Source organism: Azospirillum sp. ST 5-10 (assembly GCF_051225715.1).
Classification (GTDB): Bacteria; Pseudomonadota; Alphaproteobacteria; order Azospirillales; family Azospirillaceae; genus Azospirillum.
In genome coordinates, this window is sequence record NZ_JBPJSP010000008.1 from 142,285 (window position 1) to 169,162 (window position 26,878).

The 26,878-nt window shown below is 71.2% G+C and carries 26 protein-coding genes; 8 read left to right on the top strand and 18 right to left on the bottom strand.

Annotated features, from left to right (window positions below; all coding sequences use genetic code 11):
- Positions 1-17: 17 nt before the first annotated feature.
- Positions 18-2,435 carry an endopeptidase La gene (gene lon, locus ACSBPG_RS11985; protein WP_435537391.1) on the bottom strand — a complete coding sequence of 806 codons (2,418 nt, stop codon included), beginning with the start codon at positions 2,433-2,435 and terminating at the stop codon, positions 18-20.
- Between the two features lie 247 nt (positions 2,436-2,682).
- On the opposite strand from lon, the gene ACSBPG_RS11990 reads away from it, so the two are divergent.
- Entirely contained in the window at positions 2,683-3,657 is a 975-nt protein-coding gene (locus tag ACSBPG_RS11990) for a heparan-alpha-glucosaminide N-acetyltransferase (protein WP_435537392.1), read from the top strand.
- Between the two features lie 6 nt (positions 3,658-3,663).
- On the opposite strand, the gene ACSBPG_RS11995 is transcribed toward ACSBPG_RS11990, so the two are convergent.
- The 9 genes from ACSBPG_RS11995 to ACSBPG_RS12035 form a co-directional block, all read right to left on the bottom strand.
- Positions 3,664-4,653, bottom strand: a complete 990-nt coding sequence (locus ACSBPG_RS11995) for a YihY/virulence factor BrkB family protein (RefSeq protein ID WP_435537393.1) — start codon at positions 4,651-4,653, stop codon at positions 3,664-3,666.
- Positions 4,653-5,414 carry a DUF3618 domain-containing protein gene (locus ACSBPG_RS12000; RefSeq protein ID WP_435537394.1) on the bottom strand — a complete coding sequence of 254 codons (762 nt, stop codon included), beginning with the start codon at positions 5,412-5,414 and terminating at the stop codon, positions 4,653-4,655. Before ACSBPG_RS12000 ends, ACSBPG_RS11995 begins: the two co-directional genes overlap by 1 nt.
- 75 nt (positions 5,415-5,489) lie before the next feature.
- On the bottom strand, positions 5,490-6,119 hold the full coding sequence (locus ACSBPG_RS12005) for a TerC family protein (RefSeq protein ID WP_435537451.1): 630 nt from the start codon (positions 6,117-6,119) through the stop codon (positions 5,490-5,492).
- Between the two features lie 99 nt (positions 6,120-6,218).
- Positions 6,219-7,328 (bottom strand): DUF2336 domain-containing protein, encoded by a 1,110-nt coding sequence (locus ACSBPG_RS12010; protein ID WP_435537395.1) that lies wholly within the window; start codon positions 7,326-7,328, stop codon positions 6,219-6,221.
- 128 nt (positions 7,329-7,456) lie between these two features.
- On the bottom strand, positions 7,457-8,230 hold the full coding sequence (locus tag ACSBPG_RS12015) for a DUF6969 family protein (RefSeq protein WP_435537396.1): 774 nt from the start codon (positions 8,228-8,230) through the stop codon (positions 7,457-7,459).
- A 135-nt stretch (positions 8,231-8,365) separates the two neighbouring features.
- A complete protein-coding gene (locus ACSBPG_RS12020) occupies positions 8,366-9,040 on the bottom strand; it encodes an ABC-type transport auxiliary lipoprotein family protein (protein WP_435537397.1) in 675 nt (224 codons plus the stop codon).
- Positions 9,037-10,002 (bottom strand): MlaD family protein, encoded by a 966-nt coding sequence (locus tag ACSBPG_RS12025; RefSeq protein ID WP_435537398.1) that lies wholly within the window; start codon positions 10,000-10,002, stop codon positions 9,037-9,039. The genes ACSBPG_RS12020 and ACSBPG_RS12025 overlap by 4 nt, the downstream gene beginning before the upstream one ends.
- Positions 10,003-10,006: 4 nt before the next feature.
- Positions 10,007-10,822 (bottom strand): ABC transporter ATP-binding protein, encoded by an 816-nt coding sequence (locus ACSBPG_RS12030; RefSeq protein ID WP_435537399.1) that lies wholly within the window; start codon positions 10,820-10,822, stop codon positions 10,007-10,009.
- Positions 10,823-10,839: 17 nt separating this feature from the next.
- Complete coding sequence (locus tag ACSBPG_RS12035; RefSeq protein WP_435537400.1) at positions 10,840-11,976, bottom strand: MlaE family lipid ABC transporter permease subunit; 1,137 nt, start codon at positions 11,974-11,976, stop codon at positions 10,840-10,842.
- Positions 11,977-12,154: 178 nt separating this feature from the next.
- Here ACSBPG_RS12035 and ACSBPG_RS12040 point away from each other — a divergent pair, with 178 nt between their 5' ends.
- Complete coding sequence (locus ACSBPG_RS12040) at positions 12,155-12,670, top strand: adenine phosphoribosyltransferase (protein ID WP_435537452.1); 516 nt, start codon at positions 12,155-12,157, stop codon at positions 12,668-12,670.
- 13 nt (positions 12,671-12,683) lie between these two features.
- On the opposite strand, the gene ACSBPG_RS12045 is transcribed toward ACSBPG_RS12040, so the two are convergent.
- Positions 12,684-13,466: a Fic family protein gene (locus ACSBPG_RS12045; protein WP_435537401.1), complete on the bottom strand. Its 783-nt coding sequence runs from the start codon at positions 13,464-13,466 to the stop codon at positions 12,684-12,686.
- A 221-nt stretch (positions 13,467-13,687) separates the two neighbouring features.
- On the opposite strand from ACSBPG_RS12045, the gene ACSBPG_RS12050 reads away from it, so the two are divergent.
- Entirely contained in the window at positions 13,688-14,113 is a 426-nt protein-coding gene (locus ACSBPG_RS12050; RefSeq protein ID WP_435537402.1) for a bacteriohemerythrin, read from the top strand.
- A gap of 9 nt (positions 14,114-14,122) precedes the next feature.
- Here ACSBPG_RS12050 and ACSBPG_RS12055 read toward each other — a convergent pair whose 3' ends face one another.
- The gene (locus ACSBPG_RS12055) at positions 14,123-14,947 is read right to left on the bottom strand and encodes an alpha/beta hydrolase family esterase (protein ID WP_435537403.1); all 825 of its coding nucleotides are present in this window, start codon (positions 14,945-14,947) and stop codon (positions 14,123-14,125) included.
- A 163-nt stretch (positions 14,948-15,110) separates the two neighbouring features.
- On the opposite strand from ACSBPG_RS12055, the gene ACSBPG_RS12060 reads away from it, so the two are divergent.
- Positions 15,111-15,755: a hypothetical protein gene (locus tag ACSBPG_RS12060; protein WP_435537404.1), complete on the top strand. Its 645-nt coding sequence runs from the start codon at positions 15,111-15,113 to the stop codon at positions 15,753-15,755.
- Between the two features lie 7 nt (positions 15,756-15,762).
- Here ACSBPG_RS12060 and ACSBPG_RS12065 read toward each other — a convergent pair whose 3' ends face one another.
- Positions 15,763-16,407, bottom strand: coding sequence for a histidine phosphotransferase family protein (locus tag ACSBPG_RS12065; RefSeq protein WP_435537405.1), 645 nt, complete (start codon positions 16,405-16,407; stop codon positions 15,763-15,765).
- Positions 16,408-16,524: 117 nt separating this feature from the next.
- On the opposite strand from ACSBPG_RS12065, the gene ACSBPG_RS12070 reads away from it, so the two are divergent.
- Positions 16,525-16,710 (top strand): DUF3553 domain-containing protein, encoded by a 186-nt coding sequence (locus ACSBPG_RS12070; RefSeq protein WP_435537406.1) that lies wholly within the window; start codon positions 16,525-16,527, stop codon positions 16,708-16,710.
- 112 nt (positions 16,711-16,822) lie between these two features.
- Complete coding sequence (locus ACSBPG_RS12075; protein ID WP_435537407.1) at positions 16,823-16,945, top strand: hypothetical protein; 123 nt, start codon at positions 16,823-16,825, stop codon at positions 16,943-16,945.
- Between the two features lie 66 nt (positions 16,946-17,011).
- Here ACSBPG_RS12075 and ACSBPG_RS12080 read toward each other — a convergent pair whose 3' ends face one another.
- The 3 genes from ACSBPG_RS12080 to ACSBPG_RS12090 all read right to left on the bottom strand — a co-directional run bounded on the left by ACSBPG_RS12080 (position 17,012) and on the right by ACSBPG_RS12090 (position 21,705).
- Positions 17,012-20,092, bottom strand: coding sequence for an efflux RND transporter permease subunit (locus tag ACSBPG_RS12080; RefSeq protein ID WP_435537408.1), 3,081 nt, complete (start codon positions 20,090-20,092; stop codon positions 17,012-17,014).
- Between the two features lie 4 nt (positions 20,093-20,096).
- Positions 20,097-21,260 (bottom strand): efflux RND transporter periplasmic adaptor subunit, encoded by a 1,164-nt coding sequence (locus ACSBPG_RS12085; RefSeq protein ID WP_435537409.1) that lies wholly within the window; start codon positions 21,258-21,260, stop codon positions 20,097-20,099.
- A 106-nt stretch (positions 21,261-21,366) separates the two neighbouring features.
- Positions 21,367-21,705: a hypothetical protein gene (locus ACSBPG_RS12090; RefSeq protein ID WP_435537410.1), complete on the bottom strand. Its 339-nt coding sequence runs from the start codon at positions 21,703-21,705 to the stop codon at positions 21,367-21,369.
- A gap of 303 nt (positions 21,706-22,008) precedes the next feature.
- On the opposite strand from ACSBPG_RS12090, the gene ACSBPG_RS12095 reads away from it, so the two are divergent.
- Entirely contained in the window at positions 22,009-22,815 is an 807-nt protein-coding gene (locus tag ACSBPG_RS12095; protein WP_435537411.1) for a threonine/serine exporter family protein, read from the top strand.
- Positions 22,815-23,291, top strand: coding sequence for a threonine/serine exporter family protein (locus tag ACSBPG_RS12100; RefSeq protein ID WP_435537412.1), 477 nt, complete (start codon positions 22,815-22,817; stop codon positions 23,289-23,291). The genes ACSBPG_RS12095 and ACSBPG_RS12100 overlap by 1 nt, the downstream gene beginning before the upstream one ends.
- A 33-nt stretch (positions 23,292-23,324) precedes the next feature.
- On the opposite strand, the gene ACSBPG_RS12105 is transcribed toward ACSBPG_RS12100, so the two are convergent.
- Both ACSBPG_RS12105 and ACSBPG_RS12110 read right to left on the bottom strand, forming a co-directional pair.
- Positions 23,325-24,530 (bottom strand): ABC transporter substrate-binding protein, encoded by a 1,206-nt coding sequence (locus tag ACSBPG_RS12105; protein ID WP_435537413.1) that lies wholly within the window; start codon positions 24,528-24,530, stop codon positions 23,325-23,327.
- 1 nt (position 24,531) lies between these two features.
- Positions 24,532-26,631, bottom strand: coding sequence for a SpoIIE family protein phosphatase (locus tag ACSBPG_RS12110; protein ID WP_435537414.1), 2,100 nt, complete (start codon positions 26,629-26,631; stop codon positions 24,532-24,534).
- Positions 26,632-26,878 lie beyond the last annotated feature (247 nt).

Below are 26,878 nucleotides of genomic sequence, written 5' to 3' on the forward strand. Positions count from 1 at the left end.
CCCGCGCGAACGCACCGTTAATGACGCAACACCTCGCCGCCCTGCTCACCGTCGCGCGGCTTGGCGGCGGGTTCGATGGTGTCGGCCGGTTCCGTCCACTCGATCGGCTCCGGCACCCGGACGAGCGCGTTGCGCAGCACCTCGTCGACCGAGTTCACCGGGATGATCTCCAGGCCACGCTTCACGTTGTCGGGGATGTCGGCGAGATCCTTCTCGTTGTCCTTGGGAATCAGCACGTGCTTCAGGCCGCCGCGCAGGGCCGCCAGCAGCTTCTCCTTGAGGCCGCCGATCGGCAGCACCCGGCCGCGCAAGGTGATCTCGCCGGTCATCGCCACGTCCTTGCGCACCGGGATGCCGGTGAGCACCGAGACGATCGAGGTGAACATCGCCACGCCGGCCGAGGGGCCGTCCTTGGGGGTGGCGCCCTCCGGAACGTGGACGTGGATGTCCCGCTTCTCGAACAGCGTCGGCTTGATGCCGAAGGCGGTGGCGCGCGACTTGACGTAGCTCTCGGCCGCCTGGACCGATTCCTTCATCACGTCGCCCAGCTTGCCGGTGGTGGTCACCCGCCCCTTGCCGGGCAGGGTCACCGCCTCGATCGACAGCAGTTCGCCGCCCACCTCGGTCCAGGCGAGCCCGGTGGTGACGCCGACCAGATCCTCCAATTCCGCCTCGCCGAAGTGGAACCGGCGCACCCCGGCATACTTGTCGAGGTTGCGGCGGGTGATCGACACCTTGGCGGCCCCCGACGGCTTCAGGAGGATCTCCTTCACCGCCTTGCGGCAGAGGTTGGCGATCTCGCGCTCCAGGTTGCGCACGCCGGCCTCGCGCGTGTAGTAGCGGATGAGGTCGCGCAGCGCGTCGTCGGAGATCGCGAACTCGCCCTTCTTCAGGCCGTTCGCCTTCACCTGCTTCTCGATCAGGTGCCGCTTGACGATCTCGACCTTCTCGTCCTCGGTGTAGCCGGCGACGCGGATCACCTCCATGCGGTCGAGCAGCGGCTGCGGCAGCCGCAGCGTGTTGGCCGTGCAGACGAACATCACGTCGGAGAGGTCGTAGTCGACCTCCAGGTAATGGTCGTTGAAGGTCCCGTTCTGCTCCGGGTCGAGCACCTCCAGCAGCGCCGAGGACGGGTCGCCGCGCCAGTCGGCGCCCAGCTTGTCCACCTCGTCCAGGAGGAACAGCGGGTTCGACGACTTGGCCTTCTTCATGCCCTGGATGACCTTGCCGGGCATCGAGCCGATGTAGGTGCGGCGGTGGCCGCGCACCTCGGCCTCGTCACGCACGCCGCCCAGCGACATCCGCACGAAGTTGCGGCCCGTGGCCCGCGCGATCGACTTGCCGAGCGACGTCTTGCCGACGCCGGGCGGCCCGACCAGGCAGAGGATCGGCCCCTTCACCTTGTTCATGCGGTTCTGCACCGCCAGGTACTCGAGGATGCGCTCCTTGACCTTCTCCAGGCCGTAATGGTCGGCGTCGAGGATCTTCTGCGCCAGGCGCAGGTCCTTCTTCACCTTGGTGCGCTTCTTCCACGGGATCGTGAGGATCCAATCGAGGTAGTTGCGCACGACCGTCGCCTCGGCCGACATCGGGCTCATCGAGCGCAGCTTCTTCAGCTCGGCGAGCGCCTTCTCCCGCGCCTCCTTGGAAAGGCGGGTCTTGTTGATCTTCTCCTCGAGCTCCGCGGCCTCGTCGCGGCCGTCCTCGGACTCGCCCAGCTCCTTCTGGATGGCCTTGAGCTGCTCGTTGAGATAGTACTCGCGCTGGGTCTTCTCCATCTGCCGCTTGACGCGGTTGCGGATGCGCTTCTCCACCTGGAGGACGCCGATCTCGCCCTCCATGAAGGCGTAGACCCGCTCCAGCCGCTCCGACACCGTCGCGCATTCCAGAAGCTGCTGCTTCTCCGGAATCTTCAGCGCCAGGTGCGAGGCGACCGTGTCGGCGAGCTTGCCCGCCTCCTCGATCTGATTGATGGAGACGAGGACTTCCGGCGGGATCTTCTTGTTGAGCTTGATGTACTGCTCGAACTGGGAGATCACCGCGCGGGACAGCGCCTCCAGCTCCTGGGTGTCGCCCGCCTTCTCCTCGACGAGATCGCCGTAGGCCTGGAAGAAGTCCTCGTTGTCGGCGAACTTCACGATGGAGGCCCGCTGGCCGCCCTCGACCAGCACCTTGACCGTGCCGTCCGGCAGCTTCAGCAGCTGCAGCACGGTGCCCACGGTGCCGACACCGTAGATGTCGGCGGGCGTCGGGTCGTCCTGCGCGGCGTTCTTCTGGGTGACGAGAAGGATCTGCTTGTCGTCCTTCATCACGTCTTCCAGGGCGCGCACGGACTTCTCGCGGCCGACGAACAACGGCACGATCATGTGGGGAAACACCACGATGTCCCGCAGCGGCAGGACCGGATACAGGGCACCACGGGGGATTTCGAACATCGAATGGGCCTCTTGATGGGAAGACCGCCAGCCCGGGATGGGCCTGGGGCAGCACCGCCTCGGGATGAGCGCAGCGCCTTCTGCGGCACCGGACTAACGTGGCACACCCCCTGTCCCCCTTCAAGGCCCGAAGGCGCGAATCGCTTGCCGCGCAAGCGTTGCGGGGTGCGGCTTCGCGGTCCGCCACCGCCGTCCGGGCGGCGACGCCGGATGGACAGGGGGCCGGCGATCGGGCATGACAGCGGCCATGCCCGCCCCGTCGCCGCCCCGCCCGCCCGCCCCGACCGTCCCCCGTTTGGCCGCCGTCGACGCGGCGCGGGGCCTGGCCGTGGCCGCCATGGTCGCCTACCATTTCTGCTGGGACCTCGACTTCTTCGGCTTCGCGCGCTTTGCGCTGACCAGCGACCCGCTGTGGCTGGCGGCGCGCACGGCGATCGTCTCCGCCTTCCTGCTGCTGGTCGGGTACGGCCTGGTGCTGGCCACGGCGCGCGGCCTCGACCGCCGCCGCTACGGGCGCCGCCTCGGCGTGCTGGCGGCCGCGGCGGCCGCGGTGTCGGCGGTGTCCTACGTCGGCTTCCCGGAAAGCCCCATCTTCTTCGGCGTGCTGCACCACATCCTGGTGGCGAGCGTGCTCGGCCTCGCCGCGGTGCCGCTGCCGGCGCCGGTCACCGCGGCACTCGGCGCCGCGGTGCTCGCCCTGCCGGCCGTGGTGGGGCCGGTGCCGGCCTTCGACGCGCCGTGGCTGCGCTGGATCGGGCTGATGAGCCATGCGCCGGACTCCAACGACTACGTGCCCCTGGTGCCGTGGTTCGGCGTCGTCCTGCTGGGGGTGGCGCTGGCCCGCCTGCGGCCGCCCCGCGGCCCCGCGCCGGCGCGCCCGCGGCCGCTCGTCGGCGCGCTGGCCCGGGTGGGGCGGCACAGCCTGGCGGTCTACCTCCTCCACCAGCCGGTGCTGTTCGGCGCCCTGTGGCTGGCGGCGGCGACCGCCGGCGCCACGGGGGGCGCCGGCGCCGCGGGGGAGGCGTTCCTGGAGAATTGCGCGGCGAGCTGCCGGGCGACGGGCGGCGGAGCCGCCGGCTGCATCGCCGCGTGCGGTTGCGTCGCCGACGACCTGCGGCGGGCCGGCCTCTGGGAGGACACCCTGGCCGACCGCCTCGATGCCGGCGGGCGGGCGCGCAGCGACGCGGTCGTCGCCGCCTGCCTCGCCGCCCCCGCGCGCTGATCCGGCTCAGGCGCGGCGGCGTCCGACGGTGTCGGCGACATAGGCGCCGCGCTCCCCCATCGGCTTGCTCGGCGCCTCGGTGGTGTCGCGGGCGGTCTGGTGCTCCATCTCGGCGTTCAGCTCGGCGCCGATGAGCACCGCGTAGGCGGTCAGGTTGAGCCACAGCAGCAGGATCACCGCCGCGCCCACCGAACCGTAGGTCTCGTTGTAGCTGGCGAAGTTGGTGACGTAGACGGAGAAGGCGATGGAGCCCAGCAGCCACAGCGCGGTGGCCACCGCCGACCCCCAGGTCACCCAGCGCCACCGCGGTTCGCGCCGGCACGGCGCGTAGCGGTAGAGCACCGCCAGCGCCAGCATGACGGCCGCCGCCAGGATCGGCCAGCGCACCAGCCGCACCACCCAGTCGAGCCCGCCCAACGGCACCATCTGCAGCACCGCCGGCACCACCACCACCACGGCCAGCGTGAAGAACAGGAACAGGATGCCGGCGACGGTGAGCACGAGGGACAGCAGCGCCAGGCCCAGGAAGCTCCGGCCCTCCTGCTCGTCGTAGACGATGTTGAGGGCGGTCACCATGGAGCTGACGCCGCGCGAGGTGCTCCACAGCGCGAACAGGATGGCGGCGACGGCGCCCACGGTCAGGCCGCTGCCCGACGCCGAGGCGACGCTCTTCGCCTGGTCGCGCACCACCTGCAACGCCTCTTCCGGCAGCAGGCCCGCCATGGCCTGGACGTGGGTCTCCACGGTCGCCGGATCGGCGACCAGCCCGTAGATGGAGACCGCGGCGGCGATCGCCGGGAACAGGGCGAGCAGCGCGTAGTAGGCGACACCGCCGGCCACCATGCCGAGATTGTCCTTGGACTGCTCCTCGTAGACCCGCCACAGCACGTCCTTCCAGCCGCGCCGGGGGATCTCCCCCGGCCGCTCGGCGCGGCGGCCGCGCCCGGCCGCCGGCCGCGGCGAGCGGTCGTGATGCCGGCGGCTGAGGCCGAGCATCAGGCGAGCGCCTCCCGGACGCTGGCGACATGGTGGCGCGTCGTCTCGAGGTCGTGGAACTGGCCGCCGACGACGACCCGGAGATCCTCCGGCAGGCCCTCGTGCAGGCAGTCGCGGAACAGGTCGAGCGTGCCGTCCAGCCCGCGCTCCAGGGTGGCCAGCACCTGCGCCCGCGACCGGCTGCTGCCGAGGACCTGGAACAGGTCCTGCCAGGCCGGGTGCAACGGCCCCTCGGCGTCGGGCGTGCCGCCGCGCATCCGCAGCTCGTGGGCCAGCGCCGCGGCGGCACGCTCCAGCTGGTTCGACACCTCCATCAGGCGCGGCGACAGGCGGGCGTCGTCGAGCGCGGCGTCCGCCTCGCGGCAGCCCTCGGCCCCCTGGGCGCAGGCGCCGATCAGGCCGGTGAGCAGGATGCGCACGCGCTGGTCGGACGCCGCGGGGCCGCCGACGTCGGCCGGGCCGGCCTCGTGCTCGGGCGTGCGCGAGATGGCCCAGGCGAGCCACAGCACGCCGATGCCGATCATGGCGACCGGAATGGGGTTGGCGCGGACGGCGCGGGCGACCCGGGTCGGGCGGCCCTGCACGACGTCGCGCACGGCCTGCGTGACCAAGCCGGTCATCTGCCCCGGCGACAGCCGGTATTCGAGCTCGTCGAGGGTGGAATCCATTCGCGCGCGAATCGCGCCGATGTCCTGCTCGATCTCGCCCATGTTGCGCGGCCGTTGCGCCGGGGACGCGTAATCGCTGCGATCATTGGCCATGCCGGAACCTCCCTGTCACGCTGCGGCAACCAACACCGGCCGTGCGGCAAAGGTTCCGCCCCAGCGGGCGGCCGGTCAGAGCTGTGCCGTCGCCGCCAGGATCTCGCCGCCGCCCTCCCAGATCATGCGCAGCGCGACGTAGACGATGACCGCCAGACCGACGTAGGCGATCCAGTGGTAGCGGTTCAGCAGCCGCGCCATGACGGTGGCCGCCGCCCCCATCAGGCCGACCGACAGGATCAGGCCGATCACCAGCACCCAGAGGTGCTCGCGCGCCGCGCCGGCGACCGCCAGCACGTTGTCCAGCGACATCGAGACGTCCGCCACCACGACCTGCCAGATGGCGGCCCCCATCGGCTTGCTGCCCGGCGGCACCGGATCGTCGACGGTGACGTCGCCGCCGACCAGCTCGCCGCCCTCGGCCTCCTCGCGCTGCTCCCCCAGCTCGCGGTAGAGCTTCCAGCACACCCACAGCAGCAGCACGCCGCCGGCGAAGGTCAGGCCGATGATGGCGAGGAGCTGGGTGGTGAGGACGGCGAAGACGATGCGCAGCAGCACCGCGGCGACGATGCCCCAGAAGATCACCCGGGTCCGCTTCTCGCGGGCGACGCCGGCCGCCGCCATGCCGACGACGATGGCGTTGTCGCCGGCCAGCACCAGGTCGATGAAGATCACCTGGCCGAGGGCGGCCAGTTCGGACAGCATGGTATCGGGAAGCACGGATGGGGGTCCTCGCGCAGCGGCATCTCGCCTATAGACGTCTCAACACCGCAGCGCAAGGAGCGTGCCGGTGGCGGCCTGCGCTCACCCCGTCCGCATGAGGTCGCCGAGCTTCGCCAGCAGGTAGTCCAGGTCGTCGCTGGCGAGGTCCTCGTACTGGGTGAGGATGCGCTCGATGATGCGGCGGCGGTGGCGGGCGATGTCGTCGGGCTCGCCGTCGTAGGGGGTCTGGCTGGTGACGTCGAGGGCGATGCGGCAGGCGGGCAGCAGGGCCGCCGGCATCTTCGCCTTCTCGTAGATCGATTTCAGCCCCAGCGGGCCGACGTCGTGGATCAGCAGGCGGGCGTTGGTCAGGGGCACGCCGGCGCGCTGCGCCATCGCCGCCTCGAAGAAGGCGACGTCCCCCATGCACAGCGCCCGCACCATCAGCGACGGCGTCAGCCGGCCGGTGCGCGCGAGCTGCGCCACCAGGCGCTCCAGCGCCAACTCGTCGCTCTCGCCGGTGAAGAGCCCGACGGTGGCGCGCTCCCGGCTCTGCAGGATCAGGTCGGAGGCGGTCTTGGCCGGCAGGTCGTGGTGGGCGACGAGATAGTTCTGCAGCTTCTCCGACACCACGGCGACCAGCCGCTCCGCCACGGTGACCGGCAGGCGGCTGCGGTGGACCAGCGGCGCCTGCACCGCCTCGCTGTCGCCGAAGCGGTCGAGCACGCGGCCGAGGGTCTTCTCGCCGAGGTCGGCGCCTTCGTTGGCCACCAGCGCCGCCACCGCGCGCTCCCCGGCCGTCTCGACCAGCGCTTCGGCCACGCTCGCCGACACCGCCGGCCGCTGCGCCACCGCCGTCTGCTTGGCGTCGCCGCCGGCGCGGATGACCTCCAGCAGGTCGGCGTCGGTCAGCACCTGCGAGACGCTGAGGATGGGGATCGCCACCGCCTCCACGTCGCGCGCCAGGGTCAGGGCGACGTCGCGCGGCAGGGACAGGCTCGACTTCAGGTTCTCGGCCAGCGACTGTCGCACCCGCACCACGGCGTCGCGCGCCATGACGCGGACGATGTCCTCCGCCAGCCGGCGCTCGTCGCTGCTCAGCGTGTTCGCCTCGAACTCGCGGGCGACCTTGGCCGCCAGATCGGCGCGGGTCGTCGGCGAGGGGTCCGTCAGCAGACGCGCGACGTCGTCCTTGCCCAGATGCTCCGTCATCGGTCCCGCCCCCGTCTTCCAACCACCGCCTCCCGCGCGGGAGTCAGCCTAACAATTCAGCATGTGCCGGAAGGATTGAGCCTTCCTTAATGCCGGCGCGCGGTCCTGCAACGCTCGGCTGTGGCCCGTCACATATGGAATGCCGGCGGCTCCGGGAACAGGGGGGTGCGGCGACGGCCGCCGCGCAGGGCGGCCTCGACGGCGGCGATCTGCGCGTCGACGGAGACCATCCGCTCCGAGGGGACCTCCAGGGCGCGGTCCTCGTAGACGTAACGGTCGGGGTTGGCCGCCTCCCAGCGCCGGATGGCGGCGTCGCGCTCGTGCAGCAGCACGGCGATCTGCGGCCGGAACAGGCGCAGGAGCGCGGTGATCCAGCGGTTGGCCGGCCAGGACGGGCGGGCGTGGTCGATGACGAAGCCGTCGAGCATGCGCACGACGTCGCCGGCGGAATACCAGGTCTCGCCGGTCACCCAGCGGTTGGTGGTGAAGAGGCGGACGGGCCGGCCCAGCGGATCGATGCCGATGGCGACGAGATGGGACAGGGCGTCGTTGTCGCTGGCCGGCGGAGCCGCGTCGGGCAGGTCGGCGGGCCGCACGCCTTCGGGCATCCCGAAGGGCCGCAGGAAGGTGTGGAAATGCCCGTGCTCGCCGCGCGGACGGTCGTCCTCGGGGTGGCAGTGATAATAGTACTGGGCGTGGTATTCGGAATCGTAGACGTCGCCCGGCGGGTAGTGCCGCCACTCCGACGGCGTGCCGTGGCCACGCAGCAGCTCGCCGACCACGGTGTCGCCGGTCTTGGCGAGCACCCGCTGGCAGGTCCGCACCTCCCGTGCGGCGGCGGCCATCGCCTCCAGCTCCTCCCGCGGCAGCCGCGCCAGCTCTTCCGTCGTCTGGTCGCCCATCACCAGCACCTCGGCCCGTCCTGCGCTCCAGAATAGGCCAGGCCGGCCGACCGTTGGTACAGGAAAAGTAGGGGCTTGCCCTTTCGTCCAGGCTCCCGCTCCCAGGGCCCCGCCCGGCCTCGCCCGGGCGGCCGCTCAGGTGGTGCCGGCGCTCCGGACGGCGACGCCGCGGCGCAGGGTCCACGACGCGAGATCCTCGGTCACCCGCCCCAGCGCCGCGTCGAACGCCTCGATCACCGCGGGGAAATCGCTGCCCTGCACCGGAGCCGTCGCCTCGAAGGTCTCGCCGGCCTCGATGGTGCGGCGCGGCATGGCGACCAGCTTGGCGGCGACGCGCACCTTCACACGCTGCGGCTGGCCGGTGCTGCGGCCGTCGGCGTACTCCGCCTGGAAGTCGCGCAGCTCGGTCTTCAGGGTGAAGTCGGCCCGCAGCCCCAGGCTGTCCCGCCCGACCGAGATGATCTTGCCGCTCTCCTCGAACGATTCGACGATCAGCCCCTGCACCATGGCCGGTGCCCGGTCGACCCAGGAGACGTTGGCGAAGTAGTCCAGCGAGGTCGGCGACTTGGCGACGGCGATGCGCGGCGTGTCGAGCCCGGCCGGCGCCGTCGGCATCTCCACCAGGAGCTGCCAGTCGGCGCGGGGCAGACCGGGGTCGAAGGTCTCGTGCGGGGTCAGGGTGTAGAGGCTGGGCGGCGTCGGGTTGAGGGCCGCCGCGCACGCCGCCAGCGCCGCGACGGCCGCCCCGAGCGCCGCCGCCGCCAGGGTCCTGGTCGCGCCCGTGCCGCGGGTCTGCCGGCGTCCGATCATCGTCCCACCTCCACGCCTTGCCGTGTGCCGCCGAACAGGAAGTTCGTCGGGCTGTTCTCGATCCGCGTGGTCAGCCGCGACAGCTGCGCCGACAGGTCGCGCAGCTGGGTGACCAGCAATGTCACCTCATACAGCCCCGTCGCCGTGAAGTCGCGTACCGGTTCGCGGTTTTCCTCGACCAGGGCGCCGAGCTGGTCGGCGGTGCCGGTCAGCGACTTCGTCAGGGTGCGGGCCGAGCCGTCGAGCGTCGCCAGGGTCTGGCGCGCCTGCGCCACGGTCTGCCGCAGCTCGGGCCCGAGTTCGCCCACGGTGCCGTTGAGCGTCGTCGCCAGGCGGTCGAGGCCGGCCATGGCGGAGCGCGCCTCGGCCATGGTGCGGTCGAGGTCGCGGGTCGCCCCGGCGAGCCCGTCGGTGACGACGCGGGTGTTGGCGACGATGGCGGCGACCGCCTCCTGGTTGGCCGGATTGAGCAGATCGTTGACGCGCTCGGCGATGGCGAGCACGCGGTTGAGCAGCTGCGGCGCGGCGTCCACCACCTCGGCCAGGGTCGACGGCCGCGACGGGATCACCGGGACGCCGCTCTCCGCCACCCGCAGCAGCTCGCTGCGGTCGGTGCCGCCGGTGATCTGCACATAGGCGCCGCCGGTGATCCCCTGGACCTCCAGAGAGGCGATGGAATCGGTCTTGATCGGCGTCCCCTCCTGCACCTCGATGCCGACCAGGACGCGGCCGACGTTGGACGGGTCGAGACGGATGTCGGTGACGGTGCCGACCGGGATGCCGCGGTAGCGCACCGGGCTGCCCTCCTGCAGGCCGGTGACCGAGCCGGTGAAGTAGATGAGGTAGGGATCGCGCTGCTCGTCGAGCTGGACCTTGGCGATCCACACCGTGAACACGAACAGCCCGGCGATGAGCGACAGCACGAAGGCGCCGACGAGGATGTAGCTGGCCCGCGTCTCCATGGCCCTAGGCCTCCGCACGGCGGGCGGCGCGGCCGCGCGGCCCGTGGAAGTAGTCGCGGATCCAGGGATGGTCGTCCTCCAGCAGCTCCTCCAGCGTGCCCACCTTGATCTTCTTGTCGATCAGCACGGCGATGCGGTCGCAGATGGAGGTGAGGCTGTCGAGGTCGTGGGTCACCATGTAGACGGTCAAGCCCAGGCTCCGTTGCAGGTTGCGGATGAGCCGGTCGAAGGCGGCGGCGCCGATCGGGTCGAGGCCGGCGGTCGGCTCGTCGAGGAACAGGATGTCGGGGTCGAGCGCCAGCGCGCGGGCCAGGCCGGCGCGCTTGCGCATGCCGCCCGACAGCTCCGACGGATACTTCGGCCCGGCCTCGGGCGGCAGGCCGACCATGGCGATCTTGACCCGCGCGATCTCGGCGATCAGCGCCGCCGGCAGGCGCGTGTGCTCCTTCAGCGGCACCATCACGTTCTCGGCCACGGTGAGCGAGCTGAACAGCGCGCCGTCCTGGAACAGCACGCCGGTGTGGGACTTGAGCTCGCGGTCGAGGCGCGGCGACAGGTGGGCGGTGTCGCGGCCGAGCATCTCGATGGTGCCGGCGGCCGGCCGGATCAGGCCGACGATCTCCTTCAGCAGCACCGACTTGCCGGTGCCCGAGCCGCCGACCACCCCGAGCACCTCGCCCGGCAGCACGTCCAGGTCGAGCCCGTCGTGGATGACCTGCCGGCCGAAGCGCGTCACCAGGCCGCGCACGCGGATCACCGGCTCCGGCGCCGCCGGCGCCACGCGCGCCGCCGTCGAGACCTGGGCCTTGCCGATCGCCATGAGCTTCCTTTCCTATCCTAGACGCCGAGGTACGAGAACAGGACCGAGAACAGCGCGTCGAGCACGATGACCAGAAAAATGCCCTCCACCACCGCCTTGGTGGTGAGCCGGCCGACGCTCTCGGCGCTGCCCGACACCTGCAGCCCCTCGTAGCAGCCGATCATGGCGATCACGAGCGCGAACACCGGCGCCTTGACCAGGCCGACGGCGAAGGTGCCGACGCCGACCGCGCCCTGGAGCTGCTTGAGGAACTGCGCGAACGTGATGTCGAGCACGACGTAGCTCATCACCGCGCCGCCGAACAGCCCCATGATGTCGGCGTAGAAGCCGAGCAGCGGCAGGGTGATCATCAGGGCGAGGGCGCGCGGCACCACCAGCAGCTCCACCGGGTCGAGGCCCAGCGTGCGGATGGCGTCGACCTCCTGGTTGACCTTCATGGTGCCGATCTGCGCGGTGAAGGCCGAGCCCGACCGGCCGGCGACGATGATGGCCGTCATCAGCACGCCGATCTCGCGCAGCACCGAGATGCCCAGCAGGTTGACGACGAACAGCTCGGCGCCGAAGCGCTGCAGCTGGTCGGCCCCCTGGAAGGCCAGCACGACGCCGATCAGGAAGGTCAGCAGGCCGAGGATGGGCAGGGCGTTGAGGCCGGTCTGCTCGATGTGCGCCAGCACCGCCCGCAGCCGCAGCCGCGAGGGGTGGAGCGCGACCCGGCCGAGGGTGATGGCGATGAGGCCGAAGAAGGACAGCAGGTCCAGCCCCTCGCGCCCGAGCGCCACCGCGCCGCGCCCGGTGCGCTCGAACATGTCGAGCACCGGGCGCGGGCGCGGCTGGGCCGGCGGCGGCACGGCGGCGGCGTCGCGCACGGCGTCCAGCAGCGGCGCGTGTTCCGGCCGCACCGCCGACAGCTCCACCGCATGGCCGGCGCCGCGCAGCCGCTCGGCGAGCCGGGTCAGCAACAGGGCGCCGACCGTATCGAGCACCTCCAGGGCCGACAGGTCGATCCGCACGGCGGCGGCGCCGGCCGGCCGCACGCCGTCCAGCTCGCGGGTCAGCCCCGCCGCCCCCTCCAGGTCCCATCGGCCGCCGGCCGTCACCAGCCAGGCGCCACCGTCCCCCGGCGCCGCCGTCATCCAAGCCTGCTGCGGCGCCATGCGCCCCCGTCCTCCGTGCCGTTCCACCCGCACCGTCGGTGGCCGCCGGCGTTCCGGCGGCACATCCGTGTTAACCGCGATTTGCGCCAAAAGCACGCGCCGCGTACACTGCGCCGGCCATGCCCAGGCCCCTGCGGGCCGATCACTCACGGAATCGCCCACCATGACGTCAGCCGCCATCGACCTGCGCGACCACATCCGCGGCATCGCCGACTTTCCCAAGCCGGGTATCCTGTTCTACGACATCTCGCCGCTGCTGGCGAACGCGACCGCCTGGCAGGAGGCGATCGCCCAGTTGGCCGAGGCGATCCGTCCGCACCAGCCGGACCTGCTGGTGGGCATCGAATCGCGCGGCTTCCTGCTCGCCGCCCCGCTGGCGCTGGCGCTGAACAAGGGCTTCGTCATGGTACGCAAGCGCGGCAAGCTTCCCGGCGACAAGATCACCCATTCCTACGATCTGGAGTACGGCACCGACACCATCGAGGTGCAGGCCGACGCCATCGCGCCGGGCCAGCGGGTGGTGGTGCTCGACGACCTCCTGGCGACCGGCGGGACGATGGCCGCCTCGATCAACCTGCTGCGCCAGGTCGGCGCCGACGTGCGCGCCGCCGCCTTCATCATCGAGCTGAGCTTCCTCGGCGGCCGCGACCGCATCGACGTGCCGTGCACGACGCTGATGAGCTACGACTCCTGAGGGGCGGGCCGGCTCAGGCGTCCGGGCCGGCCCCGGCCGCGTCGTCGAGCACGGCGCGGTCGACGACGCCGTGCGCCGCCGCCACCAGGCAGACGTCGAGGCTCTCGTCCAGGAGGCCGAACATCGCCTCGCGGAACGGCCCCTTGTCGCCGAGCGTGCGGGCCCGTTCGAGAGTGTCGCGGTAGGCCTCCAGGCTCTCGGCGCGCACCACCACCGGCGGATAACCGGCCCGGTTGAGCAGCAGGTTGGTCAGCAGCAGGGCGACCGCGGCGTTGCCCTGGTAGAAGGGCCGCACCGCCATCATCCGCACGTGCGCCTCGAAGGCGCTCTCCGGCCCCGGATCGGTGCGCCGCAGCCAGCCGCTGAGCGCCGACATGGACACGCGGACCTTCGCCGGGTCGGGCGTGGCGGAGGCGGCCCCCTCCCCCAGCGCGCCGTCGCGGTAGGCGCCGGCCGCCGCGTCGACGCCCTGGAAGAGCACGGCGTGGAGGGCGGCGACGGTGCGTTCGGTGACGACGCCGTGCGGCTCGTAGGACAGCCGGGCGACGATGCGCAGCGCGTCGACGTGGTTCGCCACCAGCCGCTGGTCGTCGGGCGGGCGGTTGCGCAGCACCGGCCCCTTCTCCAGGACGCGGGCGATCTCGGCCCGGGTCAGCCGGCCCCGCTCGACGAGGTGGGCGGCGACGGTCAGTTCCAGCTCGAACCAGTCCGCCAGCGTGTGGACGACGTCCGGCGCCAGCGGGCGGGCGGCGTCGAGCGCGCGCTTCTTCTCGCTGATGTCGTTCGGCTGCGCCACGGATACACCTCGCCATCGGCCTGCGTCATTGGGCTGCCGGGATGTTATACGGGGTCGCGGGGGCGCCCGGAAGGGGCGTGGTGGCCGCCGGCCGCGACGGCTGCGAGCATTTGCCGCTCGCCGCGACGCTTGTGACGGGTCGGTTGCCGGCATTAGATGGTCGGCCGAACGGGACCACCGGCCCCCCGGCGGGCGGTCGAGCCACGCGAAGGGGTGCGGCCATGGACTACGTCGCCTGGGACCAGAACATGAGCGTCGGCGTCGACGTCCTCGACGGCGACCACAAGCGCCTGCTCGACATGTTCAACGGCCTGCTGAGCGGCGGCGTCTCGAACCGCAGCAAGGACGATCTCAGCGCCCTCCTGGCGGATCTGCGCGACTACACCGACGTCCATTTCCGCCGCGAGGAGGAGTACATGGCGCAGGCCGGCTATCCCGATCTGGAGACGCACAAGGCCGCCCACCGCTACTTCGTCGACGAGGTCGAGAAGATCCGCCGCGAGTTCGACGCCAGCCACGCCGTGATGCTGCGCATCGACCTCATCCTGCTGCTCAAGGAATGGCTGATCGAGCACATCCAGTCGGTCGACGCGCGCTACAAGCCGTTCCTCGCCGCCAGCGACGGCGCGGTGGCCGGAGCGGGTTGACCGGCGGGCTCAGGCGAGGCCGGCGAAGAACGCCATGATGGCCGCCCCGGTGCCCGCGGGCCACTGGTGCGGGTAGAAGCGTCCGGCGCCGGTGACGTCGTCGGCGTGCGGGCACCACAGCACCGGATCCGCCGCGTCCTCCGGGCCGTAGCGCCGGCAGTTGAAGCGGCGCGGCGACGCCGGCTCGCTTCCCGCGGCGAAGCCGTTCTGCGTCAGCAGGGAACGGCGCACCCGCAGCCCCTCGGACAGCGGCACCAGCCGGTCGCGCGGGTTGTGCAGCACCATGGCCGCCACCGGACCGCTGCATCCGGTCGCGCCGGTGATGCCGCCGCCGACGGTGGCGACGGCGCGGATCGCCGCCCCGCGGGCGCAGGCGAGGCTGTTGGCGACGGACGCGCCCAGGGAATGGCCGACGACGAACACGCGGCGGCGGTCGAGGCAATAGGTGTCGCCGAGCGCCCGCAGCAGGGAATCGAACAGCGCGGCGCCGCCCGGCCCACCCGGCGGGTCGGCGGCGGCCGCCCAGGTGTAGCGCCCCTCGGCGTCCTGGCGGCCCGCGGGATAGGCGAAGATCGTCGCCCGTGCGGCGTTGCCTTCGAGATCGTAGTAGCGGCGCGCCCGGACGTTCGCGGTGGTGCGGCCGTGGAAGGCGATCACCAGGTCGTGGGGCCGCCCGGGGTCGTAGTCGGCCGGTGGCACCACGATGACGCCGCGGGCCCGGCCGCCGACCGTCACGGCGGCGGGTGCCGCCGCCGGAGGCGGGCGGCCGCATGCCGCCGAAGGGTGCGCCCCCTCCTGGCCGGCCGCGGCGCCGGCGAGAACGAAGATTGCCAAGGCCAAGCCGAGAGCAGGGATTTGTTTCACCATCGCGCACCCGGACGGCCATGTCCTTTCGTCAACAGGCAAATTTTGCCCATGTTACCCCTGTGGACAGGGGTGGTGTTAACGAAGGCGTAAAGTTTTCCGGCAACTCTTCGCGCAGAGCAAGGAGGGTTGCATGGCGGTTCGTGCGGTCGCGGCGGCAATTCTGGGGGTGGTTTTCGCGATGGGGGCCCCGGTCTCCGCGCACGCCGGGACCGAAGCACGGGCGCACGCCGGCGTTCCCACCTTCCCCGACGCGGCGATGGTCCGCACCGACCATGGCGACGCCACGGTGCTGCGCATCGACGGCATCATCACCGAAGGGCTGGAGCACCGCTTCACCGAGGCCCTGCAAGGGCTTCCGGCGGGACGCAAGCTGGTGGTGGAACTCGACAGCCCCGGCGGCTTCACCGCACCGGGCTACCGGATGATCGACCTGATGCTGGCCGAGCGCGCCGCCGGCCGGCCGGTCGCCACCCGCGTCAACAGCGGCGAATCCTGCGAGAGCATGTGCGTCGGCGTCTACCTCGCCGGCTATCCCCGCTACGCCGATCCGTCGGCGGAATTCATGGTGCACGCGCCGCGCGCCTCCGACACCGGCTTCATGACCCTGCGCACCACCCGCGACATGGTCGAGCGCCTGGTGTCGCTGGGCGCCGCCGAGGGCTGGATCGCCCGCGTCCGCCGCGCCGGCGGCTTCTCCGGCAAACTCGACTACCGCACCCGCGCCGACCGGCTGACCGCCGAGAAGGCCAACATCGTCACCGTCCTCACCCGCTGACCCGCCCCTACCACTCCAGGCGGAAGGCCAGCGCCTCCGGCCCGGCCGGACCGGCGCTGACGCGGAAGCCGTAGGCATCGGCGAAGCGGCCGGTGACGTAGGCGTGGACGGTGCGCGGCGACAGTTCGTCCGACGCGGCCACGCCCGTGAGGGCGCGGTCGGCCGCGGGGTTGAGCGCCCCGGGACGGCCCTGGGCGGTGACGGTGATGCGGCCGGAATCGCCGTCGCCGTCGCCTTCCACCGACACGGTGCCGCCGTGGGTCAGCGCCTCCTCGGCCAGCACGATCAGGTTGAGCAGCGCCTTGGCGACCCCGGTGCGCTCGGTGATGGCGTCGGGCAGCGCACCGGCCGGCCAGTCCAGCCGGGTGCGCGAGCCCTCCACCCAGCCCTCGGCGGCCGCCCGCGTCTCGGCGAAGCCGCGCTGGTCGCGTCCGGCCACCCCGTAGGCGAGGCGGAACAGCTTCAGCCGCCGCTCCGCCTGGCCGGCGGAGTGCTCGATCAGCTTGATCGACTCGCCGAGGAAGCCGGACGCCGGGTCATCCTCCATCTCCTCGATGAGCTCCAGCCCGTTGTGGATCGCGCCGACCGGGCTCACCAGGTCGTGGCACACACGGGACGCCAGGAGTTCGAGGATGCGCATGTCGAGAGCCATGAAAGCCCCGCCTGATGAGGGTTCTTGCGAATGGTCGGCGACGGGAACTTCACGGCCCCGCCCGCCTTCTTGTAACATCCATCGCCGCGAGATGCCCCCGCTTTTCCGGAAGCCCACATGGACGATACGCTGGTCCCCGGCGCCTGGGTGCGCCACCCCGACCGCCCCGACTGGGGCCTCGGCCAGGTCCAATCGGCCATCCGCCACCGCGTCACGGTGAACTTCGAGCACGCCGGCAAGCTGCTGATCGACACCAGCGCGGTGTCGCTCACCGTCGTCGATCCCGACGAGGCCGGACCGTAGGGCGGCCGACGCCCCCTTGCGGCAGCCCCTGGCGTGCCGCCCGGCCGTCCACTATGGTCGGCGGAGGGAGGGCTGCCGGCCAACGGCGCCCGGCACAGGGAGAGGTCACCCCATGAAGGCCATGGTCATCGGATTCGCCGCCGCCGTGCTGATCGCCGTCGGCGCCGCGGTCGTGCTCGACCGCGTCCCCAACAGCGCCGCCTCGGTGCAGTCGTCGCCGGCGGTGCGGCTGTAGGGAACCGGCCTTCGACCGACGAGCGGCTTCACGCGTCCGATCGATGCCGATTTGACGCGATCCGCTCTACTCCGCCGGGTGCGGCGCCGCGGCGCCGTGGACGGGTCCCTCGTCCTCGGTCGTCGGGTGCTTGCGGGCGAGATAGCTGTAGACCGTCGGAACCACGAACAGGGTGAGCACGGTGCCCAGCGCCATGCCGCCGACGATGACGACGCCGATCGCCTGGCGGCTCTCCGCGCCGGCGCCGTCCGCCATGGCCAGCGGCACGGCCCCCAGCACCATGGCGCCGGTGGTCATGAGGATGGGCCGCAGGCGGAGCACGGCCGCCGCCTCCACCGCCTCGCGGATGGCGACGCCGCCGCGCTGGAGCTGGTTGGCGAACTCGACGATCAGGATGCCGTGCTTGGTGATCAGCCCGACCAGGGTGACCAGGCCGATCTGGCTGTAGACGTTCATCGTGCCGCCGGTGAGTTGCAGCCCCAGCAGCGCCCCGGTCATCGACAGCGGCACCGTCAGCATGATGACGAAGGGATCGACGAAGCTCTCGAACTGCGCCGCCAGCACGAGGTAGATGAAGGCGAGCGCCAGCACGAAGGTGACGTAGAGGCCGGCCGAGGATTCCCGGTATTCGCGGCTCTGGCCGGCGTAGTCGGTCTGCGCGGTGGCCGGCAGCACCCGCTCGGCCGCCGTCTGGAGGAAGGCCAGGGCCTCGCCCAGCGAGGTGTCCGGCGACAGGGTGGCGGTGATGGTCGCCGAGCGCAGCTTGTTGAAGTGGTTCAGCTCGCGCGGGCTCACCCGCTCCTCGACGCGGACCAGGTTGGCCAGCGACACCATGTCCCCGGCACCGCCGCGCACGTAGATCGAGGCGATGTCGTCGGGGTCGTTGCGGTCGACGCCCTCGACCTGCACCACCACGTCGTACTGCTTGCCCTCGCGCTTGAAGCGGGTGACCTGGCGGCCGCCGAGAAAGGTCTCCAGGGTGCGCCCGACCGTCTCGATGTCGATGCCGAGGTCGGCCGTCTTGTCGCGGTCGAGGGTGATGCGCAGCTCCGGCTTGTTCAGCTTGAGGTCGGTGTCGAGGTTGACGAGCCCGGGGAATGTCCGCGCCTCGCCCATCATCGCGTCGACCATCCGCTGCAGCTCCGGATAGTCGAGCGACGTCTGGATCACGAAGTTGATGGGCTTCTCGGTCGGGCTCTGCCCCAGCGACGGCGGATTCGAGGCGAAGGCCAGCACGCCGGGGATGCCGAACAGCTTGGGCGCCAGCCCGCCGACCACCTGCTGCTGCTTGACGTCGCGCTCGCTCCAGTCCTTCAGCCGGACGAAGCTCATGCCCTGGTTCACGACGGGGAAGCCGACCACCATGAAGTAGGTGTCGATCTGCGGCACCTGCTGGAACAGCGCCTCCATGCGTCGGGTGTAGCCGTCGGTGTGGTCGAGGGTCGAGCCTTCGGGGGCGATGGCGATGGCGACCACCGTGCCGCGGTCCTCGGTGGGGGCGAGCTCCGACTTGATGCCGGAGAAGAGCGACCAGCTCGCCGCCGCCACCAGCGCCCCCAGCAGCAGCACCAGCGGCCGCACCCTGAGGGACGCCCGCAGGAGCGCCCGGTAGCCGCCGGTCAACCCCTCCAGGAACCGTTCGATCAGGTTGTAGACGAAGCCGTGCCTGGCCTGGTGGCGCAGCAGCTTGGAGCACATCATCGGCGACAGGGTCAGGGCCACGAAGCCGGACACCAGCACGGCCCCGGCGAGCGTCAGCGCGAACTCGGTGAAGAGGCGGCCGGTGCGGCCGGTCATGAAGCCGATCGGCGCGTAGACGGCGGCGAGCGTGATGGTCATCGCCACCACGGCGAAGCCGATCTCCTTCGCTCCCAGCAGCGCCGCCCGGAACGGCGGCACCCCCTCCTCGACGTGCCGGAAGATGTTCTCCAGCATGACGATGGCGTCGTCGACGACAAGGCCGATGGCCAGCACCATGGCCAGCAGGGTCAGGGTGTTGACCGAGAAGTCGAAGAGGTACATCAGCGCGAACGAGCCGACGAGCGACACCGGGATGGTGACCAGCGGCACCAGGGTCGCCCGCAGCGAGCGCAGGAAGAAGAAGATCACCAGCACCACCAGCACGATCGCCTCGAAGATCGTGTGGAAGACGGCGTCGATGGAGCGGGCGATGAAGATCGAGCTGTCGTAGCCGATCGACACCTTCATGCCCTCGGGCACGCTGGCGTCGATCTTCGGCAGCTGCTCGCGCACCGCCGTGGAGACGTCGAGGGGGTTGGCGGTGGACTGCTTGACGACGCCCAGCGCCACCGCGCTCTGCCCCTTGAAGCGGGCGTTCACCCGCTCGTCGCGGGCCGCCAGCTCGGCGCGGCCGACGTCGCCCAGGCGCACGAGGTAGCCGTCGGCGTCGCGCAGGATGATGCGCTCGAACTCCTCGGGCGTGCGCAGATCGGTCTCCGACACCACGGTGAACTCGCGCGCCACGCTTTCCACCCGGCCGGCCGGGATCTCGACGTTCTGCTTGCGCAGCGCGCTCTCCACGTCCTGGGGCGTGATGCGGTAGGCGGCCATGCGCGCCGGATCGAGCCACAGGCGCATGGCGAACCTGCGTTCGCCGAAGATGCGGACCTCGGCGACGCCGGGCAGGTTCTGCAGGCGGTCCTTGACGTAGCGGTCGGCGAAGTCGGTCACCTCCAGCGGCGAATGGCGGTCGGAGGAGAAGGCGAGATAGATCACCGGCTGGGCGTCCGCCTCCACCTTGGCGATGGTCGGCTCGTCGATCTCGTCCGGGAGATTGCGGCGCACCCGCCCCACCCGGTCGCGGACGTCGTTGGCGGCCTCGTCGATGTCGCGGGTCAGGCGGAAGCGCAGGGTGATCTGGCTGCGCTCGGCGCGGCTGACCGAGGACAGCACGTCGATGCCCTCGATGCCGGCGAGGCTGTCCTCCAGCACCTGGGTGACCTGGGTCTCGATGATCTCGGCCGAGGCGCCCTGGTAGACGGTGGTGACGTTGACCACCGGCTCGTCGATCTTGGGATACTCGCGCACCGACAGGCGGTCGTAGGAGACGATCCCCACCAGCAGGATGGCGAGGCTCATCACCGTCGCCAGGACCGGCCGGCGGATCGAGAGGTCGGAGAGGACCATGGCCTCAGCTCCCCGTCGGCTTGGCGCCGCCCGGCGGCGCGCCCGGCGTGCCGCCCGGCGCCACCACCGTCACCGGGGCGCCGTCGCGGATCTTCATCTGCCCGCCCGTCACCACGACGTCGCCGGGCGCCAGCCCTGCCGAGATCTCCACCTCGCCGCCGCGCCGCGTCCCCAGGGTCACCCGGGTCTGCACCGCCTTGCCGTCGACCACGGTGTAGACGAACTGGGCCTTGCCGAAGGCGACCACCGCCTGCTCCGGCACCAGAACGGCGTCCGGCGTCACGGTCAGGGTCAGCTCGACCCGGGCGAACAGGCCGGGACGCAGGGCGCCGTCCGGGTTGGGCACGCGGGCGCGGATGACGACGGCACGGCCGTTGACGTCGACCAGCGGATCGATGGCGTAGACGGTGCCGGCGAAGCTGCGGCCCGGGACGGCGTCGACCGTCACCGCCAGGGTCTGGCCGACGCGGACGACCGGCAGGTAGAGTTCCGGCACGCGGAAGTCGAGCTTCAGGGTGTCGATGGCCTCGAGGTTCACCAGGTCCTCGCGGACCTCCACCACGTCGCCGACCGACACCTTGCGCAGGCCGAGCACGCCGTCGAACGGCGCCGTCAGGGTCAGCCGGTCGAGCTGTGCCTTGGCGAGCTGAAGCGTCGCCTCGTCCTCCTGCATCTGCGACAGCGCCTGTTCGCGCGCGCGGACCGAACCCGCGTTGTTGCGCTGCAGCTCCTCGGCCCTCTGCAGGTCGGCGCGCGAGAACGCGAGCGCCGCCTGCGCCTGCGCCTGCGTCGCCTTGGCGATGGCGTCGTCGAGACGGAACAGGACGGTGCCCTTGGCGACGCGCTGCCCTTCCTTGAAGGCGATCTCGACGATGCGGCCGGGCACCTCGGGGCGGATGACGACCGACTCGTCGGACAGCAGGGAGCCGACCGCGGTCACCGTGCGGGCGACGGTGCCGACCTTCACCGGCACCGCCTCCACCGGCATGCCGCCGCCCGCCGTAGCGGCCGCCGGCGGCGCCGCTGCCGGCCCGCCCGGCGCCGTGGAGCGCAGCGCCAGGGCCAGCAGCCCGTCGACGGTGCCGCCGCGCTGGACGAAGTACCAGTAGCCGCCCGCTGCGATGGCGACGAGGACGAGCAGGACCATGAGGCGGAGCGTGGAGCGCATGGTCGGACCATCCGTCGAACGGCGGGTTGCGGGCGCTGGGCGGGCGCCACGACGATCGTACTCTATCGTTCAGTCCGGCGGCGGGTCGAGAGCCTTGCCCGCCGCGTCAGGGGTGGTCCGGCGGCGGCGTGCAGGCGCATTCGAGGCCGAGGGCGCAGACACCGTCGGGCTTGCCGCGACGCAGGATCACCTGGCCGGCAGGGCAGTCGATCCGCAGGTCGGCGTCCCGCCCCGGTTCGATGCGCCCGTCCTCGGCGAGCGGGCAGACCGCCGCGCCGCCGAGATCGATGCCACGGCAGCAGCACGGCGCGCCGCCGGCGGGGACCACGGCGCGAATGGCGCCATCCTCGATCCGGATGTCCGCCAGCACGGCGCGGCCGGGCTGCGGCACCAGTCCCGCCGCGGCGCCACCGATGCGGTCGCCGGGGACACGCGCCCTCTTCAACCAATACCGGTCGCGCGCGAACATTCGTTCCGAGCTGCTCATTGCCATGGCATGCCAGACGCAGCGCTTGTTGTCCGGAGGAGCTTCCTGTTCTTAGCATCTACTTTGTAAATAGGGAGTTCACAAGGCGCCGGAAGGGGTGGCGGCGTCGCCTTTCCGGCGGACTGTGACCGAAGCGCCGCAAACGCGGGGGCGCCGCGGCGGCAGCGGCGCATCGCCGCTGGACTCCCGATGCTGCAGCGCAGCGGTGACAGGGCTGCCGCGGATGCGTACGGTGGGCGGCACCAGAGACGGAAGCCCGCCGTGACCGACACCAGCAACGAAGCTCCCGACCCCGTCGTCCTGCGCCACCGCGAGCTGGAGCGGATCGCCAACGCCGCGCTGGCGGTCGGCTGCGCCCTGACGCAGAGCGGCGCCAGCGTCCGCGTCGCCCACGACGCCGCGGTGCGGATCGTCGCCGCGCTCGGCGCGGAGGTGCTCGGGCTGCGTTCCGGCTACGCGTCGTACGAGATCACCGTCGGCGCCGGCGGCAACACCATCACCCGGATGATGCGCATCGGTCGCCACGGCGTGAACCACCGTCTCGACTTCGCCGTCCGCGCCCTCGTCGTGCGGGTGGCGAACGAGGGCGGCACGCCGGCGTCGGTCGAGGCCGAGCTGGCGCGCATCGCCGCCGAGACGCCCCACTACCCGCCGTGGCTGGTGGCCGTCGCGACGGGAACGGCGTGCGCCGCCTTCGGCCGCCTCCTGGGGGCCGACTGGGCGGCCTTCCTGCCGGTGCTGGTCGCCGGAACGCTCGGCCAGCGGCTGCGGCACGCCCTTCTCGTCCGCCAGGTGAACGTCTTCGTCGTCGCGACCGTCATCGCCTTCCTGGGCGCGGTGCTCGGCGGCACCGGGGCGGGGGCCGCCGGCAGCGGGACGATCGGCACGGCGATGATGGCGTCGATCCTGCTGCTCGTGCCGGGGGTCCCGGCCACCAACGCGCAGACCGACATCATGGACGGCTATCCGACCATGGGCAGCGCCCGCGCCGTCTGGGTCGTCATGATCATGGTGTTCGCCGCCACGGGGATATGGCTCGCCCAGGCCCTGCTGGGGGTGCGGTCGTGATGGACGGGATTCTCGCGGCCGTGCCGCACGTCGCCCATCAGGCCTTCTTCGGCGGCGTCGCCGCCGTCGGCTTCGGGGTGCTGTTCAATTTCGGCTGGCGGCGGCTGCTGTGGTGCATGGCGGCGGGCGCGTTCGCCCTCACGGTGCGCACCGTCTGCCAGGACGCCGGGTGGAGTCTGGAGGCCGCGACCTTCGCCGCGGCGGCGGCCACGTCCTGCGCCTCCCTCGCCCTCAGGGGGCGCATCGGCGTCGCCGGCCAGGCGGTGGCCCTGGCCGGCTGCATCCCGATGGTGCCGGGGGCATTCTTCGGCCAGGCGCTGCTGGGCTTCCTCGACCTCACGGCGCCGCACCCGGAGAATCCCGTCGCCACGGCGACCCAGTCGATGGCGGCGATGCTGCGGGTGATCTTCACGCTCGGCGCCATCGGCGCCGGCCTCAGCATCCCACCCCATCTGCTGCGCAACCGCGACTTCTGAGAGCGGCCGGCCGCGGGCGACCGGTCGGGCCGGTCACCGCTTCTTCTTCTTCGGCTCGGGCTTGGCGATCTCCTCGAACAGCTCGTCGCTGGCGATCAGGATGTCGACGGGCGGGTCGTAGCCGATCAGCTCGGCGGTCTTGAGGTTGAGGGCGATCTTGGAGGGCGCCACCCAGCGCTGCTCGAGGTCGCGCGGCTTGGCGCCGTTGAAGATCTTGGCGATGGTCTCGGCGTGGAACTGGCCGACGTAGCTGTAGCCGGCCTGCGAGATGCTCATCAGCACGCCGTGCTGCACCTCCTGGGCGCCCAGCATGGAGAAGGACGGCACCTTCAGCCGGTTGATCGGCTCCATGATGTTGGGAAGGTTGCCGATGGTGACGCCGCGATGGACGGTGATGTAGACGGCGTCCACCTTGGGCGCGATCTCGGCGTAGCACGCGGCCACCCGCTTCTCGGCCTCCTCCTGCGTCACGCCGCTGAACGGCGCCAGGCAGCGGACGATCTCGAATCCGCGCTCGCCCGCCACCTTCTCGACCTCGTCGACGCCGCCGAAGGTGCGTCCCTCGGGCGTGTCCTCGTAGACGATGCCGAGGCGCTGGAAGCCGATGATGTCGTGGAAGATCTCGACCTGGCGGGCGTAGCGGTCGGGCTCCACCTTGGCGTGGAGATGGTCGAACCCGGAGTCGGTGGCGCTCTTGACGATCTTCGAGGCGATCGGGTTGCTGGTCGAGGCGACGACGGTCGGGACGTTGATCTGGTCGTTCGCCAGGTCCTGTCCGGCCCAGGTGCCCATGGCGATCATCAGGTCGATGTCGCCGTGCGTGTTCAGGCGCTCGATCACCGCCTCCCTGGTCGCCGCGCGCTTGTCGCCGTCGAAGTTGCCCGGCGCGTAGTAGGCGTCCTCGGGGAACTCCAGATAGGCGCTGCGGACATTGGCCGACAGCCAGCGCCAGAAGCCGCCCGGCTCCGGGTTGTTCTCCGGCGGCAGCGTCATGGGTTCGATCCAGCCGAGTTCCATCAGCCCGCGCAGCGTCGCCTTGAGGATCACCTCGTAATCCGGGTATTGGCCGCCCTCGAGATAGCCGATGCGCCATTTCGCGGCACCGTGAAGCGTCGGGGTCGTCGCGTAGGTGCCCCTGTCGCGCGGCGGCTCGTCGGCCGTCGCGGACGCCGCCGGCCACGCGGCGGCCAGGACCATGGCGACGAACAGGCAGCTCAGGCGCCGGAAGACTGAACGCATGCTATTCCTCTTTGAAGGCCGGTGCGGGCTGCGGCGCGGCGACGGCGGCGCCGTCGTCGGCCGGCATGCCATAGTAGCGCAGTGCCAGCACGGTGATGTCGTCGGACTGCTCGGCCCCGTTGGCGTGCTCGCCGACGCTGGTCACCACCGCGTCGACGATCGCCCGCGCCGAATGGCCGGCCAGGCGGTGCCGCGCCAGGTCGAGCAGCTTCTCGTCGGAATACAGCCGGTCGGCGGGGTCCATCGCCTCGGTCACGCCGTCGGTGTAGAGCAGCAGCGTGTCGCCGCGGGCCAGGGTGACGGTGGCCGTGCCGTAGGCGACCCCCTCCATGATGCCGCACGCCATCCCCACGGCGGCCTCCTTCAGGTACTCCGCGCGGCCGTCCCTGGTCAGCAGCAGGGGCGGATTGTGGCCGGCGCTGGCGTAGCGGAGCATTCCGGTGCGGACGTCCAGGATGCCCACCACCAGGGTCACGAACATCATGTTGGGATTGTCGAGCGACAGCTCGTCGTTGACCTGGGCGAGGATCTGCGCCGGCTCGCGCACGCGGTCCGCGACCACCTTGATGAGCGTCTTGGTGACCGCCATGAACAGGGCGGCGGGCACCCCCTTGCCCGACACGTCGCCGACGGTCAGGCACAGGTGGTGCGGGTCGAGGAAATAGAAGTCGTAGAGGTCGCCCCCCACCTCCTTGGCCGAATGCAGGGTCGAGTAGAGCTCGAAGCCGTGCGATTCCGGCGGCTCGGGGAAGATCTTCGGCAGCAGCCCGATCTGGATGTCGCGGGCGATGGTCAGCTCGCTCTCGATCCGCTGGCGCGCCGCCGTCGCGTCCATCAGCAGGCGCACGTTGTCGCGCAGCGACGTCTCCATGTAGATGAAGGCGTTCGCCAGCCGCCCCACCTCGTCGCGGTGGCGCCGCGGCAGGTCGGCGATCGCTTGGCCCGGGGCCGTCGCCGACGGCTTGGAGAAGTCCTGGGCGGACAGGTCGTTGGCGTAGCGCGTCAGGGTGACGAGCGGCCGCGACAGACGGGCGGCGTAGAGATAGCCGAGGCCGGCGCTGACCAGCAGGACCACCGCGAAGATGATGCCCTGGCGGGCGATGAGGAGGCGGGCCGGCCGGCCGATCTCCTCGGTCGAGGTGGTCGCCACCACGTACCAGTCGAGCGCCTTGAAGTAGGAGGCGTGCGATTCCATCGGCTCGCCGTTCCCGGCGACGTGGAAGACGGAGGTGGCGCCGGCCTCCGTCGCCGCCGCCTTGAGGTCGTCGAGCAGGCGGTTGCCGGTGAGCGGGTTGCGTTCGCCGGCGACGTCGGGATTGTCGCGCGGCGGCACGACGATGTTGCCCTTGCCGTCGAAGACGAAGACGTAGCCGGTCCGCGCGACGTGGATCGCCGGCATGCTGACCCGCAGTTCGTCGACGAAGGCGTCGATCTTGCGGCGGACGTCGTTCTCGACGTCGCGGATGTCGTTGACCGTGCCGACGATCCAGTTCCACCGGGGGAACCGGAAGAAATGTCCGAACTTGGCGACCGCCTGGTCCTCCCCCGCCTCCTTCCAGCGGTAGGTGGAGAAGGTCTCGCGGTAGCGGTCGGTCTCGCCACGCACCGTCTCCACCAGGCTGCGTCCCTTGTAATCGGTGAAGCCGCCGAGATCCTGGCCGATCATCGCCGGATTGGGATAGGCGACGGCGCGGTTGTTGCGGTCGAAGGCGAACACGTACTGCCGCCCCGCCTCGTCGAGCCGCAGATCGGACATCCAGTCCAGCGCGGCGGCGCGGGCCTCGTCCTCGCCGATCAGCCCCTGGTCGGCGAGCGCCGCGAACTGCCCGAGGGCCGCCTGCACGACGCCGCTGGTCTGGCGCAGATGCTCCTTGCCGGCGGTGATGGTGCGCACCTTCTCCATCAGCAGGGCGCGGTAGCGGTTCGTGATGTCCCGCTTGACGAGCTGGACGACGTTCTGCGCCGCCTCCACCTCGGAGTCCAGCATGGCGCGCTCGACGTCGCGCTTGCTGAGGGTCATCACCGTCGCCGCGACGATGCCGAGCAGGACGATGACCAGCAGGAAGACCTTCGCCTTGAGCGAATTCAGCACCGCCGACATGCGATGCCCCCGTTTCGAACTGCACCCATTCCAGGCCCCTTGCTCCGGCCGAACCCGACGACACCGGCTTGCATCAACTGCTTGCACCAACTAACGGAGGCACCCTACGACACCCCGCCACCCGCCGACCACATCCACGCAGAATATTATCCGGCGTTTATGTTTCGCAAACGTATATGTTTCAAGAACGTAACATGCGTCTGTCTTCCGAATCGATTGCGTTCGTGCTATTGCAATCATAATTGCA

Coding starts and splice junctions, on each gene's coding strand:
- lon (WP_435537391.1), bottom strand. CDS start 2,435: ATGTTCGAAATCCCCCGTGGTGCCCTGTATCCGGTCCTGCCGCTGCGG.
- ACSBPG_RS11990 (WP_435537392.1), top strand. CDS start 2,683: ATGCCCGCCCCGTCGCCGCCCCGCCCGCCCGCCCCGACCGTCCCCCGT.
- ACSBPG_RS11995 (WP_435537393.1), bottom strand. CDS start 4,653: ATGCTCGGCCTCAGCCGCCGGCATCACGACCGCTCGCCGCGGCCGGCG.
- ACSBPG_RS12000 (WP_435537394.1), bottom strand. CDS start 5,414: ATGGCCAATGATCGCAGCGATTACGCGTCCCCGGCGCAACGGCCGCGC.
- ACSBPG_RS12005 (WP_435537451.1), bottom strand. CDS start 6,119: ATGCTGTCCGAACTGGCCGCCCTCGGCCAGGTGATCTTCATCGACCTG.
- ACSBPG_RS12010 (WP_435537395.1), bottom strand. CDS start 7,328: ATGACGGAGCATCTGGGCAAGGACGACGTCGCGCGTCTGCTGACGGAC.
- ACSBPG_RS12015 (WP_435537396.1), bottom strand. CDS start 8,230: ATGGGCGACCAGACGACGGAAGAGCTGGCGCGGCTGCCGCGGGAGGAG.
- ACSBPG_RS12020 (WP_435537397.1), bottom strand. CDS start 9,040: ATGATCGGACGCCGGCAGACCCGCGGCACGGGCGCGACCAGGACCCTG.
- ACSBPG_RS12025 (WP_435537398.1), bottom strand. CDS start 10,002: ATGGAGACGCGGGCCAGCTACATCCTCGTCGGCGCCTTCGTGCTGTCG.
- ACSBPG_RS12030 (WP_435537399.1), bottom strand. CDS start 10,822: ATGGCGATCGGCAAGGCCCAGGTCTCGACGGCGGCGCGCGTGGCGCCG.
- ACSBPG_RS12035 (WP_435537400.1), bottom strand. CDS start 11,976: ATGGCGCCGCAGCAGGCTTGGATGACGGCGGCGCCGGGGGACGGTGGC.
- ACSBPG_RS12050 (WP_435537402.1), top strand. CDS start 13,688: ATGGACTACGTCGCCTGGGACCAGAACATGAGCGTCGGCGTCGACGTC.
- ACSBPG_RS12060 (WP_435537404.1), top strand. CDS start 15,111: ATGGCGGTTCGTGCGGTCGCGGCGGCAATTCTGGGGGTGGTTTTCGCG.
- ACSBPG_RS12065 (WP_435537405.1), bottom strand. CDS start 16,407: ATGGCTCTCGACATGCGCATCCTCGAACTCCTGGCGTCCCGTGTGTGC.
- ACSBPG_RS12070 (WP_435537406.1), top strand. CDS start 16,525: ATGGACGATACGCTGGTCCCCGGCGCCTGGGTGCGCCACCCCGACCGC.
- ACSBPG_RS12075 (WP_435537407.1), top strand. CDS start 16,823: ATGAAGGCCATGGTCATCGGATTCGCCGCCGCCGTGCTGATCGCCGTC.
- ACSBPG_RS12080 (WP_435537408.1), bottom strand. CDS start 20,092: ATGGTCCTCTCCGACCTCTCGATCCGCCGGCCGGTCCTGGCGACGGTG.
- ACSBPG_RS12085 (WP_435537409.1), bottom strand. CDS start 21,260: ATGCGCTCCACGCTCCGCCTCATGGTCCTGCTCGTCCTCGTCGCCATC.
- ACSBPG_RS12100 (WP_435537412.1), top strand. CDS start 22,815: ATGGACGGGATTCTCGCGGCCGTGCCGCACGTCGCCCATCAGGCCTTC.
- ACSBPG_RS12105 (WP_435537413.1), bottom strand. CDS start 24,530: ATGCGTTCAGTCTTCCGGCGCCTGAGCTGCCTGTTCGTCGCCATGGTC.
- ACSBPG_RS12110 (WP_435537414.1), bottom strand. CDS start 26,631: ATGTCGGCGGTGCTGAATTCGCTCAAGGCGAAGGTCTTCCTGCTGGTC.